The sequence below is a fragment of the Erythrobacter sp. JB1-15 genome (assembly GCF_057365035.1).
This window is the reverse complement of the sequence record NZ_CP200295.1, coordinates 2332211-2345653: the sequence shown is the minus strand read 5'-3', so window position 1 is coordinate 2345653 and position 13443 is coordinate 2332211. Positions and strand designations below refer to the sequence as shown.

Sequence of the window (13443 nt, the reverse complement as noted above, 5' to 3'; positions counted from 1 at the left end):
CTCTCACTCGTGATCTCTATGGCGGGCCAGCTTAAGCCGGCTTTGCTTCGCGCGGCATATGATCGTGATAATCATGATGATCTTCGATCACGGGCAGCGTTTCAAACTGGTGATATGGCGGCGGGCTGGTGAGCGTCCATTCCAGCGTAGTTGCACCCTCGCCCCACGGGTTTTTACCCGGTGCCCGACCTGCGGCAAGCGACCACCCGACGTTCACGAAGAACACGAGCATGGAAGCCGCCATCACGACATAACCATAGGAGCTGATCTCGTTCCAATAGGCAAATGCCTCAGGATAATCCGGGATCCGGCGTGGCATGCCGTTCATGCCCAAGAAGTGCTGCGGGAAAAACACGATGTTAACACCGATGAAGAAGCCCCAGAAATGCACATGGCTGAGCAGTTCGGAATGCATCTTACCACTGATTTTCGGGAACCAGTAATAGAAGCCAGCAAACAGTGAGAAGACAGCGCCCATCGACAGCACATAGTGGAAGTGCGCGACCACATAATACGTGTCGTGCAGGTTATCATCGATACCGCCATTGGCGAGGATCACACCCGTCACGCCGCCAACAGTGAACAAGAAGATGAAGCCGAGCGCCCAGACCATGGGTGACTTAAACTCCATGCTGCCGCCCCACATGGTAGCAATCCAGCTGAAGATTTTCACGCCTGTCGGAACGGCGATAACCATGGTGGCCGCGGTGAAATACATCTTCGTATTCACATCGAGGCCCACGGTATACATGTGGTGCGCCCACACAACAAAGCCGACAACGCCAATGGCAACCATCGCGTAAGCCATGCCGAGATAGCCGAACACTGGTTTCCGGCTGAAGGTCGCTACAATCTGAGAGACCATGCCAAAGCCCGGCAGGATCATTATGTATACCTCGGGGTGACCGAAGAACCAAAACAGGTGCTGATACAGCACTGGATCGCCGCCGCCTGCAGGATCAAAGAAGGTCGTGCCGAAGTTACGGTCTGTCAGAAGCATAGTGATCGCCGCAGCAAGCACCGGAAGCGCGAGCAGCAGAAGGAACGCTGTGACGAGCACCGACCACACAAACAGCGGCATCTTATGCAGGGTCATACCCGGCGCGCGCATGTTAAAAATGGTCGTGATAAAGTTGGTTGCACCAAGGATCGAACCAGCGCCGGCCAAGTGCAGCGAGAAGATCGCAAAGTCGACAGCAGGCCCGGTGTTGCCCGTGGTGGAAAGCGGCGCATAAACCGTCCAACCCACACCCGCGCCCAGGGCATCTGGCCCGGTGCCGGGCACAAACAGCGAGAAGCACAGGCTAACAAAGCCAGCCACGGTAAGCCAGAACGACACATTGTTCATGCGCGGGAACGCCATATCCGGCGCGCCAATCATAAGCGGCACAAACCAGTTGCCAAACCCGCCAATCATCGCGGGCATCACCATGAAGAAAACCATGATCAGACCGTGCGCGGTGATAAACACATTCCACATGTGCAGATTGGCCGTTTCGGATGCAGTGCCGCCGAAAAACTCAACCGCAGCGCCCAAGTGCTGAATGCCCGGCTCGGCCAATTCCAGCCGCATAACGCCCGACATGGCCCCACCTATGATCCCTGCAAAAATCGCAAAGATCAAATACAGCGTGCCGATATCCTTGTGGTTGGTCGACATAAACCACCGAGCAAAAAAGCCCGGCTTATGATCCGCGTCATGCGCATGATCATCGGTATGGATGTCAAAACCTTCTGCGGTGGTGGCCATCGTTCAGCGTCTCTCTAGTTCGTATTCGTTCAGTTAAGTCTTATTCAGCAAGCGCGACTTCAGTCGTCGCTTCTTCGGTAGCGGCATCGACCGGCACTTCTTCGGCAACCTGTTCAGCGCCAGGCATCGTACCGCCCTGCTCCGCTACCCATTCGGCAAATTTTTCCGGCGGAAGAGCTTCGACAGTGATTGGCATAAATCCGTGCTTTGCCCCGCACAGCTCAGAACATTGGCCGTAGTAAACGCCTTCAGGGATCGGACCCATCATCTTTTCATTCAGACGCCCAGGCACCGCGTCATGCTTGAACCAGAGCGAAGGCACGGAAAAAGCGTGGATCACGTCCGCTGCCGTCGTTTGGATACGCAGCGGCGTATCAGCGGGCACAACCATCCGGTTGTCTACAGCAAGCAGATATTGCTCGCCCTCTCCGCGCGCTGCGGCCTCTTCTTCGGACAGCATGTTAGAGACGATCTCGATCTCACCATGGTCGGGATAGGTGTAGGTCCAATACCACTGATAGCCGGTCGCCTTAATGGTCACAGCATCTTCAGGCGGCGTTTCATACTGCTCAGCCAGAAGAGTGATCGAAGGCACAGCGATTACCACAAGGATAAGCGCTGGAACAATTGTCCAGATAACTTCAATCGCGGTGTTGTGGGTGGTTTTCGATGCGACAGGGTTAGCCCTGCGATTGTACCGAACCATAACGTAAATCATCAGCGCAAGGACAAACAGGCTGATCAGCGTAATCACGGGGAGCAGGATGTAATCATGCATCCACAGCGCATATTGGCCCGTTTCGGTGTACTGATCCTGGAATGTCATGCTTTTGAGCATGTCATCATCAGTGGAAGTGGGCATCCCCTTGCCCGGCGTGGGCGCCATGGGCGAATATGCACGTTCGGCTGTAGCAGCTTCTACAGCCGCCTCCGTGGCGGGCGCCTCTGGGGTAAGCGCCTCTTGCGCCGCGACAACACCCGGCATCATCAATGCAAAAACGGCTGCAATCGCAACCAACCCAAGTTTCAAACGGGCAAAAGCCTGACCCATAATCACGTGCCTAAACATTCCAGATTGTAATCCCATACTCGCAAAACCCGCTCTTCACACGGCACATTCCACAAGCGCTGCCCCGGCATTTCTGCCAGATTCCACCGCTCCATAGACGCGCTTGCCGATAGCCTCAAGCGCTTCTAGGGAGAAAATTATGCAAGCATCCATGTTGATCACGCAAGTTCCCACATCCTCAAAGCCTTTTTGGATAATCTTCTATGCATTCTAATAACGATCCGAGAATGGATTTGGACGCAATACTCGACGAATTTCGAAACTGCGGAGCTTTGCTCGAAGGGCACTTCAAACTATCTTCAGGCAAGCATAGCGGACATTACCTGCAATGCGCCCGGGTTCTGATGCGGCCCGAGCGCGCGGCGCGCCTCGCAAAGGCTGTCGCTTTGGGAATACCGCCGGAAATTCTTGCCGAGGTCGATCTTGTGGTTTCCCCAGCTATGGGAGGCATTATTATCGGCCAAGAAGTCGCGCGGGTGCTCGATAAAGACGCAATGTTTCTTGAACGGCCCGATGGCGTTTTCCATTTGCGGCGTGGATTCGCGCTTGAGCAGGGCGCCAAAGTTCTGATGGTAGAAGATGTCGTCACCACGGGCCTTTCCAGCCGCGAGGCGATTGCAGCAATTGCGCGCGAAGGCGGCAAAGTTATTGCCGAATGCGCGCTAATCGATCGCTCCATGGGCAGTGTCGAATTGGGCGTACCTTTCTATCCACTCGCAGCCTTTGATTTTCCCACCTACAATGAAGCTGACATCCCGGCAGAACTGGCCGCCGTAGCTGTGACGAAACCCGGTAGCCGCAAGGAATAACAATATGGCCACGCCTTTACGTCTTGGCGTAAACATCGATCACGTAGCGACCATCCGCAATGCGCGCGGCGGCGATCACCCTGATCCGGTCCGCGCGGCTGAGATAGTGGCGAGTGTCGGCGGCGATGGCATTACAGCACATCTTCGCGAAGACCGCCGGCATATTCGTGACGAAGATCTGGCGCGCATTCAGGATGCGACCGATCTTCCGCTCAATCTCGAAATGGCCGCGACTCCTGAAATGCTTGAAATCGCACTGCGTCACAGGCCTCATGCCGCATGCATTGTCCCTGAAAAACGTGAAGAACGCACCACCGAAGGCGGCTTGGATGCGGCTGGCCTCCACAATACGCTTGTTCCGATTGTGGACGCTTTGCGCGGCGAAAACATTCGCGTCTCTTTGTTTATCGAGGCCGATGAACGCCAGCTTGACACCGCCCTGCGCCTAGGCGTGCCAGTCGTTGAATTTCACACGGGCGAATATGCCCATGCGATCCTTGATGGGGACAATGAAAAGGTGGCCAGCGAATTGAAACGCATCAGCGACATGGCCGCGCTTGCTGCGAAAAACGGGATTGAGCCTCACGCAGGCCACGGTCTCACGTTTGAAAACGTCCAACCCATCGCCGCAATTCCGCAAATCGCCGAATTGAACATCGGCCATTATCTGATTGGTGAGGCGGTGTTTACCGGGCTTGAAAATGCAATCAGGCACATGCGTGAATTGATGGATGAGGCGCGCGGGTGATGGCTCAGCAAGAATTGCCTGAACTGACATCTGCCCAAAAATTCTGGGCTGGCATTGCAGCTATCCTGTTTTTGTTGGCCATCGGATTTTTGGGCTTCTCTTTAGCCCAGCAAGTCCTCGTGCCGTTTGCGATTGGATGGGTCGCCTTGCAAATCTTTGGCTATGTCGGTGCGCTCAAATTTGCGAACGGTGATTTTGCGCATCCTTTATTCAAAAGTCAGATCATGCTGCATGTTATTGCTCTCGCTTTGCTTGCAATGGCATTTGCCAGGGCATTTGGTTAAGCCTGTTGAATTCTCCCCCGCCTATGATCGATAAAGCATCCTTCAATATCCCTCTCGTGTTGATGCTGGTTTGGTACGCCATCTTGCTTTTGGGAAGTGGAGGCCTGTTTCTTTTGGGTCTGATGTTCGCCTCGGAATCTTATCGCGGGCGGCCCATGCCGATCACGGAATGGTTGATTATCGGCGGACCGTTTTTGATTAGCGCATCGCTGCTTGGTGTCACCATCTGGCTGTGGAGCGCTGGCCGCAGATCAATCGCCATCGCGCTTTGCCTCACAAGCGTCATCTTCGTTATCGGCGGAGCTCTGTATTCTTCAGGATTATTCATATGATTATCGGCACCGGATCAGATCTGTGCAATATCGAACGCATCGCCAATTCGCTTGACCGTTTTGGTGAACGGTTTGAGAACCGCGTCTTCACCGATACTGAGCGCGCAAAAGCCCGCAAACGGCCTTTCACTATCGCTGGCACCTATGCCAAACGCTTTGCCGCGAAAGAGGCCTTTAGCAAGGCCGTGGGCACAGGTTTTCGGCGCGGCGTTTTCATGAAAGATATTGGCGTAATCAACGCCTCATCTGGTGCGCCAACACTTGGATTAACAGGCGGCGCGGCCAAGCGACTTGAAGAATTGACGCCGCAGGGGCATGAGGTGGTCGTTCATCTCACTCTAACCGACGATCATCCATGGGCTCAGGCTTTCGTTATTCTTGAAGCGCGGCCCCTTTGAGCACTCTGACAGGCACCGACAACGTGACAAACACTGAAAATGCGGCTGATCCCGTGACCAAGGACGGCGGCAAACAGGGCAATGACGCCCCGCAAACCGCGACAGAAGAAGGCAGCGAAGAGGGCAGCGTCAATTGGCTTGCCGAACTGCGCGGTCTCGCTTTGATGCTGCTTGCGGTGCTGATGTTTCACAGCTTTGTGGCAAAACCCTTCTACATCCCGTCCACTTCGATGATGCCGACCCTGTTCGTGGGCGACCGCCTGATTGTTAGCAAGTATCCGTATGGCTGGTCTTGGGCATCGGCCAGTTTTCACATTCTACCGCGAAGCGATTGGCGACTTTTTGGAGCCACGCCGGAATATGGCGACATCGTGATCCCGGTTCACCCCAAACGAGACGAGGATTACATTAAACGCGTTGTCGCCTTGCCTGGCGACACAATCGAAGTGCGCGACGGCCGGATAATTCTCAATGGCGACATGGTGCAGCGCGAAGTGGTGCCGCCGGTGCAAATCCCGTTTGAACCCGAACTCATGTGCGACAGCAGCGTGGGCCCCCAGGCATGTTTGCGCGATTTTGAAGAATATCGCGATGCAGACGGTGAATTTTTTGAACCGCCTACATACCGCGAAACACTGCCCAATGGTGCGACTTATCTTATCATTGATCACACCGACCAGAACCTTGACAATTTTGGCCCCTACACTGTGCCTGACGATAATGTGTTCGTGATGGGGGACAATCGCGATCATTCTGCCGACAGCCGGGCGCCGGTTGCCGAAAAAGGTCTGGGCGGGGGCATCCCGCTTGAAAATGTTGGCGGCAGGGCAGAATTTATCACCTTCTCGCTTGATGGATCGACCACTTGGAACCCGGTTAGCTGGTACACCAGCCTGCGCGGCGATAGAGCCTGGACAACCTTGCGCCCTGCTCTTGCAGAAACCGTAGCAGCCCAGCAAACGGACCGCGAATAACCCGGCGATTTTGCGTTCGGTTTTTGACAGGATAGCATCGGCTTTATGGCCAAGAAATTCCTTTACTTCATCGCGTTTTGCATTGTCGTCTTTCTGATCGGCCGGATCGGCTACGAAATGTTTCAAGACGACATCGCGCGCATCGCGCTTGTGCCTTCCGCTGAATTTGAGCCTCAAGAAGCGCTTGAGACAAACGCCTATGAAGACCCTGCCATGTGGTATTCGCGCCCCGGAATGGGCACAAGCGATCCCGCGCGCTGGCAGCCCGCCTTCGCTCAGACCGGCGACGGTCAGGAACAAGGGGAAAATGCGACTTCTGCAGCTCAGAGCGAGCCCCAAACAGCAGCCAACAATGCCGAAACGCCGGGCTTTGCCGTCTTCTTTATTCATCCAACCAGCTATCTCAATCGCGCGAGCTGGAATGCACCCATTGGCGAAAACGCAGATGCCGAAACAGAGCGTATCGCCCAACTGTTTGTGCGCGGTATGGCCAGTCCTTTTAACGCCGCTGATGAGATCTGGGCGCCGCGCTATCGCCAGGCGACGATGGGCGCGTTTCTAACCGATGCACCCGAAGGGCAACAAGCGATTGATGCTGCCTATGAGGATGTCAAAGACGCCTATCTCTACTTCCTCTCATCATTGGATGATGACACCCCCATTGTGCTCTCCGGACACAGCCAAGGATCGCTGCATCTGATCCGATTGCTGCGCGAAGAAGTGCAGGGATCGCCAATCGCTGATCGGCTGGTAGCGGCATATGCAGTCGGGTGGCCGATCTCTATCGAACACGACCTGCCAGAAATGGGCATCGGAGCCTGCTCTTCGCCTACCGAAACAGGTTGCCTGCTTTCCTGGTCAAGCTTTGCCGAACCAGCCGATCCCTCTTCGGTCATCGAAACCTATGCCAGTTCTGTAGGCTTTGATGGTAATCCTCGCGGCGATAGCGAGATCGTCTGCACCAATCCGCTGACCGGCGGGTCTGGCGGCGCGGCTGATGAAGATGCCAATCTTGGCACTTTAGTGCCCGATGACGATCTATCGAGCGGTTTGCTTTACCCCGCGGCCGTCCCAGCGCGCTGCGATGATCGCGGCTTGCTGTTGATCGGTAATCCGCCAGAGCTCGGTTCTTATGTCCTGCCGGGCAACAATTATCATGTCTATGACATCCCCTTGTTTTGGGCAAACACCCAGGCCGATGTGAATGGCCGGGTTCGCGCCTTCCTTGGCGATGTCGAGGACGGCAATACAACACCGCAAGCATCAGGCAGCGCATCCTGATTACCGAAGCCGCTCCCGATTTCGCCAATGGTCTGCCTAGTGGCGGCGTGCTGCTTGGCCTTGATCTTGGGACCAAGACGATTGGCACCGCTTTATGCGATGCTGGCTGGCGATTTGCGACCAATGGCAAAACTCTTGCACGCGGCAAATGGGGCCGTGATCGCGCGGTCATCGAAGCGCTTGTGAAAGAGCGTACAGTGCGCGGCATCGTGCTTGGCCTGCCGCGCAATATGGATGGCAGCGAAGGGCCGCGCGCCCAGTCTTCGCGCGCTTATGCTCGAAACTTGGCCGATACCTTTGCGCTTCCTGTGTTGTTATGGGATGAGCGATGGTCTTCGCAAAGCGCCGAAGCAGCGATGATCGGGCAGGATATGAGCCGTGCCAAGCGCGCCCAAGCGATAGACAGCCACGCCGCTGCCATCATCTTGCAAGGCGCGATTGATCGGTTGGCCGGCGGAGTGATCTAGGCCGCCGATGCGGAGGCGTTTCGCAGACTAAACCAGGCCCAGTTCTGCGCGTTTTTGCCTGGCCACGGCCGCGACCATTTTACTGCCGCAATTCTCCCCCTCGCGCCATAAAGCATCGCGAGCTTCTGGATGACAATAGACTGCAGAACGCGCCTCAAAACTGGCAAGCCGCAGGCGCTCACTGGGATGTGTTTCACCGACCCACTCCGCATATTCAAGAGCATCATCCGAACCGCTCGCCACCGCGATACGCATGAACACCTCGCTGGCATTGGGGCTCAGTACACGGCTGATCTCTTGCCGTTCCAGATCGAAGCCATATTGATCGAACCATCCCTGCACCGGATCAACATGCATGATGTTCAGCGATACGGACAGGCTTTCAGGCGGCAATTGCGAATGCACATCGCGATGCGCCCGGTACAGTAAGATACGCCCTTCCTTCAGGCAGCTGCGCTCAGCAAACCGCAGATCAACCCGTTCACCAGCAACGCCCGTCACGCTGTCATAATCATATTCGAAATAGTCGCTCTGGTAGCCCGGCCCCAGATATCCGCTGGTCAGAAACGAAAAATTGTGATCGTGAGGTATCCCATACACGAACGAGCGTGCCCCGCTGTTCTTGAAACACAAATCGTCTTCTGCCGGCCAAATATTGGCTCGCAAAAACATGCCGCCGCGCACTTGGCTTAAAACGATAGCTTGCGGGCCATATCCTGTCGCAATCTCGTGTGCGGAACGCCCGCAAAGCCTGTCAACCAGCCGATCGGCAAGGAAGGTCCGGTTTGCATTCAACTGCTTGAGCCATTCAGCCGCTTCGATAACACTATCGGCATCATAAGGGTCGAAATGAAGGCCTTCCAGCGCATCGATACATTGATCGAGCGAGCAGGTTTTTGCCACTTTTGCTGCGTCTTCAGTGCCCTCATCAATGACAAGCGGCATTACGCTGCCGCTCCGAACAAATGCGCGAGTTCGGGTTGAGTTTCCCTCAAAGCTTTGCGCAAATCAAACGCATCCAAAGATAACGGATCAGTTTCGCGTGCTATAATCTCATCCAACAATGCGATGCCGCGTGCGGGATTGAGCGCAAGTGTCTGGCGAACAGCCTCCCAGCGCACATCAAGATCCTCACTCTGGTCGAGCGCGCAAATGCGCATCGCATCAAGTCCGCTTTGATCGCCCAAAGCGCCCAGCACGCCCAAAGCCATGAATTTCTGGCTGGCAAGCTTATCCCCGCTGACTGATTGGACAAGTGCGCCATCTTCCAGTTTGTATTCGCGCGTGGGCTGCGGATTGGGAGCGTTTCGAGACAGTTGCAAAACCACCATCGCCCCATCCACTCGTATCACCTGACGCGCTTCGCAAGGCCCCTTTGTCACAATGACAGCTCCGGCGCGCCAACGAGCATGGCAGGTATCGATTATGGTGTCGTATCCGTCGCATTGGCGAACTTCGTGAAGCACGCCATCAGCTGATCCTTTCACAACGCATTCATGCGTCTGACGATCTGGAAAAACGGCTGTTTCAGGCTGGATCAGGTTTGCCTGCTCTTCATAAACGTTCACACTCAGGGCCGCGCGTCCGCTCGACATCAACACCATATTGGCGTTTGCATCAGAAGAGCGGTGCTGGAAGGTCAGATTTCCAAGAGGATATTCGCGCGACGCAGCAATAACGCAGCGCTGCCATATCTGTACAAATGTGCTGGCGCTTATGAAGTCTGACACAAGGGTGTCGAGATGTTCGCAATCTGCCAAATCCTCGCCAACACCGAACCTTTCCAGATCGCCCAGTATCGCCTGAGTGTGGTCTTGCGATTTCCATTTTGAAACCGCGGCCCGAAAGTGCTCTTGATTTGAGCCATGCCGATCTGGATCGCTTCGCAAAGCTGCAATGGCGGGGTGAATATTCACCGCAATACGCCCTTCACCACTCCCTTAACCCTCGGCCTCTGGTGGCAAAACGTCATAAAGATAGACCATGATATCGACGATGGTTTCGTTGTAGATTGGCCCTGATTGCTGAACCAGAGAGCCAAACAATCCCTGCGCCGTGCTGAGGCCTGGAAGAGAAGTCAGGTCGATTTTTGCGCCGTCCATATTCGATCACCTTCACCATTAAGCAGCCAGTTCACAAAGCGCCTGACTCGCTTTAGGCATGATGGGTCACCATGTTCGTGTGACCGAATTAAAACTCGGTTAGATCATTTTGTTTTGATGTCAGGAAGCGTGCATGAGTTCTGAGGCCGCCAAATTTGACGCCCGCGAGGCATCGAAGTTTTTCTTCCGTCACGGCCATACCGGCTGGCTGGGCCTTCGATACAGCAGTCACGGTGGCAATTGGGTCGAACTTGAATTGCCCTGGCGCGAAGATTTGCTCGGCGAAGATGCGCAGGACAAGGCGGCTGCCGTGCTAGCCTCTGGCCCGATCATCAGCCTGATGGATATGGCCAGCGGCATGTCCATCTGGCAGACATCAACCACATTCACCCCTGTCGCAACTCTGGACTTGAGAGTTGATTACCAGCGCCCCGCTCGCCCGCAATGCAGCGTCTTTGGCCGAGTTGAATGCTACAAAATGACTCGCTCTGCCGCTTTTGTCAGGGGTGTCGCCTATGATGAAGACATCGATGACCCGGTCGCTCATGTTGCAGGCGTGTTTATGACGATCGCCAAAGACGCGCGAACGGCTGCCAAAGCCAAAATCGAAGGGGCCCATGATGACTGACACAAACGGTCCGCCCCTGACGCCTTATGCCCGTTCGCTTGGCATTGAGATGGCTCAAATCGAGAATGATCTGCCGATCTTGACAATCGACTTCGGTTCCAACGTGGAAGGCAGGCCAGGCTATTTTCACGGCGGCGCAACCGCCGGTCTTTTGGAAAATGCAGGCTATGCCGCCTTGCGCTCAGTTCTCACCCATGAAGGACGTGTTGATGCAAGCATGAAGCCGATCAACATCACCGTCCAATATCTGTCAGCCGGCCAACAAAAGCAGACATTTGCGCTTGGCCGGATCACCCGGCTGGGCCGCCGAAACGCAAATGTGACGGTGGAAGCCTGGCAGGATGATCGCACTCGCCCGATTGCCAGCGCGGTGATGAACATATTGGTGAGTTAAGGCCCGCTTGGTTCAAGCGCCAAACCGTCTTCATCCAGCCGCAAATCGACACTGACCCCGTCAACATCGGTGGTCAGCGTCACGCCATTTTCATCAAAGCGCAGCCCGGTTCCTTCCTCATCAAGCGGGATTGTCTCACCCTCTTCTATGTCGAACCGCTCCAATGGACCTTGGGGATCAGGCGACGATTTGGGCGCTGGCGCGGTCTTCAGCGACAAGGCACCGCGCATGAAATCCTTCCAGATGCGCGCTGGCAGACCGCCGCCGGTGACTTTACCCATGGGCGAATTATCATCATTGCCAACCCAAACACCCACCACCAACGCATCCTCGCCTTCGCCGGCATAGCCAACGAACAGCGCATCACGGTAGTTTTGAGTCGTTCCGGTCTTGCCGTAATTGGCAATTGGCAATGTGGCCGCTTTGCCTGTGCCGCGATTGATTGCGGCGCGCAGCATCTTTTCTATATCGTCATGCGCGCTTGAAGACACGCTGTCTTCGGGCGTTGTCAGCCATTCCCACCAGGTTTCTTCTTGTTGCGGGAACGCAAATGCGCGCACGGGAAATTCATTGGCCGCAATCCCCGCATAGGCTGATGTGAGCTCAAACAATGTCATGGACGAGGTGCCCAAAGCTAGGCTGGGATCACCTTCGGCCATAGGCGAGGTCACCCCCAGCGACCGGGCCGTGCGGATCACCCGTTCACTGCCAATTTCGTTGAACAACCGCACAGTTGCCACATTGCTGGATGTCGCCAGTGCATTTTCCAGTGTGATCGTCTCCGAATAACTGCCGCCTGAATTTTTGGGCCGGTACGACCCTTTTTCTATCGGAGTGTTGGGCAAGGTGTCATCGGGTTCCCAACCTGCTTCTAGAGCGGCCAGATAAACGAACAGCTTGAACGTTGAACCGGGCTGGCGCTTTGCCTGTGTCGCGCGGTTGAACGGCGATACCGCGTAATCTTTGCCGCCCAGCATGGCGACAACTTCGCCCGTGGGCCGCATTGCAATCAGAGCCACTTGAGCATCGCCCAATGCGGCGCGGCCAATCACACGTCCGGCCAGTTTTTGCAGCCGCGCATCAAGCGTAGTTTCGACCACTTGCGCAGAATAGCTTGTCTCCATCCCTGCCCTCGCCAATGGCAGCGCCCAGTCGGCAAAATAGGTGCCCGTGGGCAAGTCATCGCGCGTGCGCACATCGAGCTTTGGCACAGGCAGTGCGTCGCGTTCTTCCTGCGTCATATACCCTGCATCCACCATGGCCTGGGTGACTAAGTACATACGAGAGCGGGCTCTCTCAAAATGGCGTGTAGGATTGTACCGCGAGGGTGCCTGTAGGAGACCTGCCAGCATAGCTGCTTGTTCTGGAAGGAGATTTTCAGGCTTGCGATAGAAATAATGGAGGCTTGCCGCGCGCAAACCATATTGATTGTCGCCGAAATAGGCATTGGACAAATATCGGCCCAGAATTTCGTCTTTGGTGAGCTGGGATTCCATCCACAAAGCGATCAACGCCTCGCGCGCTTTGCGGGTCATGGTCTGTTCTGGCGTGAGGAATGTGAACTTTGCCAATTGCTGAGTGATTGTGCTGCCCCCGCCCCGCCCAGTCCAGGCAGCGCGTGCGATGCCGCGCGGGTCGACACCCCAATGCGAATAGAACCGCCGGTCCTCAATCGCGAGAAAGGCTTCGATTACATGATCTGGCAAAGCGTCCACTTCGACAGGCGCGGCGACCACGGCCCCTTGCCGGGCAATCGGCGTTCCATCTTTTGCCAGCAAAGTAACCTGCGGCGGCGCTATGGGTTCAAGGCTTTTGGAAAGCGGCGCGGTTACCGCCAGCCAGCCGACCAGCAGAATGAAAAATAACAGGCACAGCGCCATTATGCGAACCGCCCACCAGCGTTTCCGGCGGCCACGATAGGAAGATGGTTTCCACCATGGGAGGCGCTTTTTTCTTCATGCTCGACATAGCTATCGAGCCGTTCGAGCCTATCGTCCCAGCTGGAATAATCCGGCTCAGACCGCGAGGCGGCAGCCCCTGACTGCGGGGTCAGATCGTCATCGTAAAAAACCGGGCGCTGGCTTTCATAGGTGGCATAAAATTCGCCGCCGGGCGCCTCGCCCGCCGATGGATCACGCCCTCGCGCGCTTTTAAAGAATCGGCCCAAAACGCCCATATGCCCACTGTGTTAGCAGACTATAACACCC

At 55.6% G+C, this 13443-nt stretch carries 15 protein-coding genes and 1 pseudogene; 10 read left to right on the top strand and 6 right to left on the bottom strand.

The window, feature by feature from the left end:
• Positions 1-31: 31 nt before the first annotated feature.
• Both ctaD and coxB read right to left on the bottom strand, forming a co-directional pair.
• The gene (gene ctaD, locus AC0V6L_RS11265; protein WP_486150813.1) at positions 32-1750 is read right to left on the bottom strand and encodes a cytochrome c oxidase subunit I; all 1719 of its coding nucleotides are present in this window, start codon (positions 1748-1750) and stop codon (positions 32-34) included.
• A gap of 40 nt (positions 1751-1790) precedes the next feature.
• Entirely contained in the window at positions 1791-2801 is a 1011-nt protein-coding gene (gene coxB / locus AC0V6L_RS11260; RefSeq protein WP_486154345.1) for a cytochrome c oxidase subunit II, read from the bottom strand.
• A gap of 245 nt (positions 2802-3046) precedes the next feature.
• Between coxB and pyrE the strand changes: the two genes are divergently transcribed.
• The 8 genes from pyrE to ruvX are packed head-to-tail and all read left to right on the top strand — an operon-like array spanning position 3047 to position 8112.
• The gene (pyrE, locus tag AC0V6L_RS11255) at positions 3047-3628 is read left to right on the top strand and encodes an orotate phosphoribosyltransferase (RefSeq protein ID WP_486154343.1); all 582 of its coding nucleotides are present in this window, start codon (positions 3047-3049) and stop codon (positions 3626-3628) included.
• A gap of 4 nt (positions 3629-3632) precedes the next feature.
• Positions 3633-4376 (top strand): pyridoxine 5'-phosphate synthase, encoded by a 744-nt coding sequence (locus AC0V6L_RS11250; RefSeq protein WP_486154342.1) that lies wholly within the window; start codon positions 3633-3635, stop codon positions 4374-4376.
• Positions 4376-4660, top strand: a complete 285-nt coding sequence (locus AC0V6L_RS11245; RefSeq protein WP_486154341.1) for a pyridoxal phosphate biosynthetic protein — start codon at positions 4376-4378, stop codon at positions 4658-4660. Before AC0V6L_RS11250 ends, AC0V6L_RS11245 begins: the two co-directional genes overlap by 1 nt.
• A 23-nt stretch (positions 4661-4683) precedes the next feature.
• On the top strand, positions 4684-4992 hold the full coding sequence (locus AC0V6L_RS11240) for a hypothetical protein (RefSeq protein ID WP_486154340.1): 309 nt from the start codon (positions 4684-4686) through the stop codon (positions 4990-4992).
• Complete coding sequence (gene acpS, locus AC0V6L_RS11235; RefSeq protein ID WP_486150803.1) at positions 4989-5390, top strand: holo-ACP synthase; 402 nt, start codon at positions 4989-4991, stop codon at positions 5388-5390. Before AC0V6L_RS11240 ends, acpS begins: the two co-directional genes overlap by 4 nt.
• 23 nt (positions 5391-5413) lie before the next feature.
• Positions 5414-6364, top strand: a complete 951-nt coding sequence (gene lepB / locus AC0V6L_RS11230) for a signal peptidase I (protein ID WP_486154339.1) — start codon at positions 5414-5416, stop codon at positions 6362-6364.
• Positions 6365-6409: 45 nt separating this feature from the next.
• Positions 6410-7645, top strand: a complete 1236-nt coding sequence (locus tag AC0V6L_RS11225) for a DUF3089 domain-containing protein (protein WP_486154338.1) — start codon at positions 6410-6412, stop codon at positions 7643-7645.
• Positions 7627-8112: a Holliday junction resolvase RuvX gene (gene ruvX / locus AC0V6L_RS11220; protein WP_486155118.1), complete on the top strand. Its 486-nt coding sequence runs from the start codon at positions 7627-7629 to the stop codon at positions 8110-8112. The genes AC0V6L_RS11225 and ruvX overlap by 19 nt, the downstream gene beginning before the upstream one ends.
• Positions 8113-8139: 27 nt before the next feature.
• Here the strand turns inward: ruvX and AC0V6L_RS11215 are convergent, their stop codons facing one another.
• Genes AC0V6L_RS11215 through AC0V6L_RS11205 form a run of 3 tightly spaced genes read right to left on the bottom strand, consistent with a single transcriptional unit; the run spans position 8140 to position 10214 of the window.
• Positions 8140-9057 carry a transposase gene (locus AC0V6L_RS11215; protein ID WP_486154337.1) on the bottom strand — a complete coding sequence of 306 codons (918 nt, stop codon included), beginning with the start codon at positions 9055-9057 and terminating at the stop codon, positions 8140-8142.
• Positions 9057-10028, bottom strand: coding sequence for a hypothetical protein (locus AC0V6L_RS11210; protein ID WP_486154336.1), 972 nt, complete (start codon positions 10026-10028; stop codon positions 9057-9059). The genes AC0V6L_RS11215 and AC0V6L_RS11210 overlap by 1 nt, the downstream gene beginning before the upstream one ends.
• 24 nt (positions 10029-10052) lie before the next feature.
• Complete coding sequence (locus AC0V6L_RS11205; protein ID WP_486150793.1) at positions 10053-10214, bottom strand: hypothetical protein; 162 nt, start codon at positions 10212-10214, stop codon at positions 10053-10055.
• A 133-nt stretch (positions 10215-10347) separates the two neighbouring features.
• Between AC0V6L_RS11205 and AC0V6L_RS11200 the strand changes: the two genes are divergently transcribed.
• Both AC0V6L_RS11200 and AC0V6L_RS11195 read left to right on the top strand, forming a co-directional pair.
• The gene (locus AC0V6L_RS11200; protein WP_486150791.1) at positions 10348-10842 is read left to right on the top strand and encodes a PaaI family thioesterase; all 495 of its coding nucleotides are present in this window, start codon (positions 10348-10350) and stop codon (positions 10840-10842) included.
• The gene (locus AC0V6L_RS11195) at positions 10835-11236 is read left to right on the top strand and encodes a PaaI family thioesterase (RefSeq protein ID WP_486154335.1); all 402 of its coding nucleotides are present in this window, start codon (positions 10835-10837) and stop codon (positions 11234-11236) included. The genes AC0V6L_RS11200 and AC0V6L_RS11195 overlap by 8 nt, the downstream gene beginning before the upstream one ends.
• Here the strand turns inward: AC0V6L_RS11195 and AC0V6L_RS11190 are convergent.
• Positions 11233-13412, bottom strand: a pseudogene (locus AC0V6L_RS11190) (transglycosylase domain-containing protein). The gene AC0V6L_RS11195 and the pseudogene AC0V6L_RS11190 overlap by 4 nt on opposite strands.
• Positions 13413-13443: the final 31 nt, after the last annotated feature.

What these genes read in the sequence shown, in the direction of transcription:
- AC0V6L_RS11225 (WP_486154338.1), top strand. Translation starts at nt 6,410, where the DNA reads ATGGCCAAGAAATTCCTTTACTTCATCGCGTTTTGCATTGTCGTCTTT.
- ctaD (WP_486150813.1), bottom strand. Translation starts at nt 1,750, where the DNA reads ATGGCCACCACCGCAGAAGGTTTTGACATCCATACCGATGATCATGCG.
- AC0V6L_RS11205 (WP_486150793.1), bottom strand. Translation starts at nt 10,214, where the DNA reads ATGGACGGCGCAAAAATCGACCTGACTTCTCTTCCAGGCCTCAGCACG.
- AC0V6L_RS11250 (WP_486154342.1), top strand. Translation starts at nt 3,633, where the DNA reads ATGGCCACGCCTTTACGTCTTGGCGTAAACATCGATCACGTAGCGACC.
- acpS (WP_486150803.1), top strand. Translation starts at nt 4,989, where the DNA reads ATGATTATCGGCACCGGATCAGATCTGTGCAATATCGAACGCATCGCC.
- coxB (WP_486154345.1), bottom strand. Translation starts at nt 2,801, where the DNA reads ATGGGTCAGGCTTTTGCCCGTTTGAAACTTGGGTTGGTTGCGATTGCA.
- pyrE (WP_486154343.1), top strand. Translation starts at nt 3,047, where the DNA reads ATGGATTTGGACGCAATACTCGACGAATTTCGAAACTGCGGAGCTTTG.
- AC0V6L_RS11245 (WP_486154341.1), top strand. Translation starts at nt 4,376, where the DNA reads ATGGCTCAGCAAGAATTGCCTGAACTGACATCTGCCCAAAAATTCTGG.
- AC0V6L_RS11215 (WP_486154337.1), bottom strand. Translation starts at nt 9,057, where the DNA reads ATGCCGCTTGTCATTGATGAGGGCACTGAAGACGCAGCAAAAGTGGCA.
- AC0V6L_RS11200 (WP_486150791.1), top strand. Translation starts at nt 10,348, where the DNA reads ATGAGTTCTGAGGCCGCCAAATTTGACGCCCGCGAGGCATCGAAGTTT.
- AC0V6L_RS11195 (WP_486154335.1), top strand. Translation starts at nt 10,835, where the DNA reads ATGACTGACACAAACGGTCCGCCCCTGACGCCTTATGCCCGTTCGCTT.
- AC0V6L_RS11240 (WP_486154340.1), top strand. Translation starts at nt 4,684, where the DNA reads ATGATCGATAAAGCATCCTTCAATATCCCTCTCGTGTTGATGCTGGTT.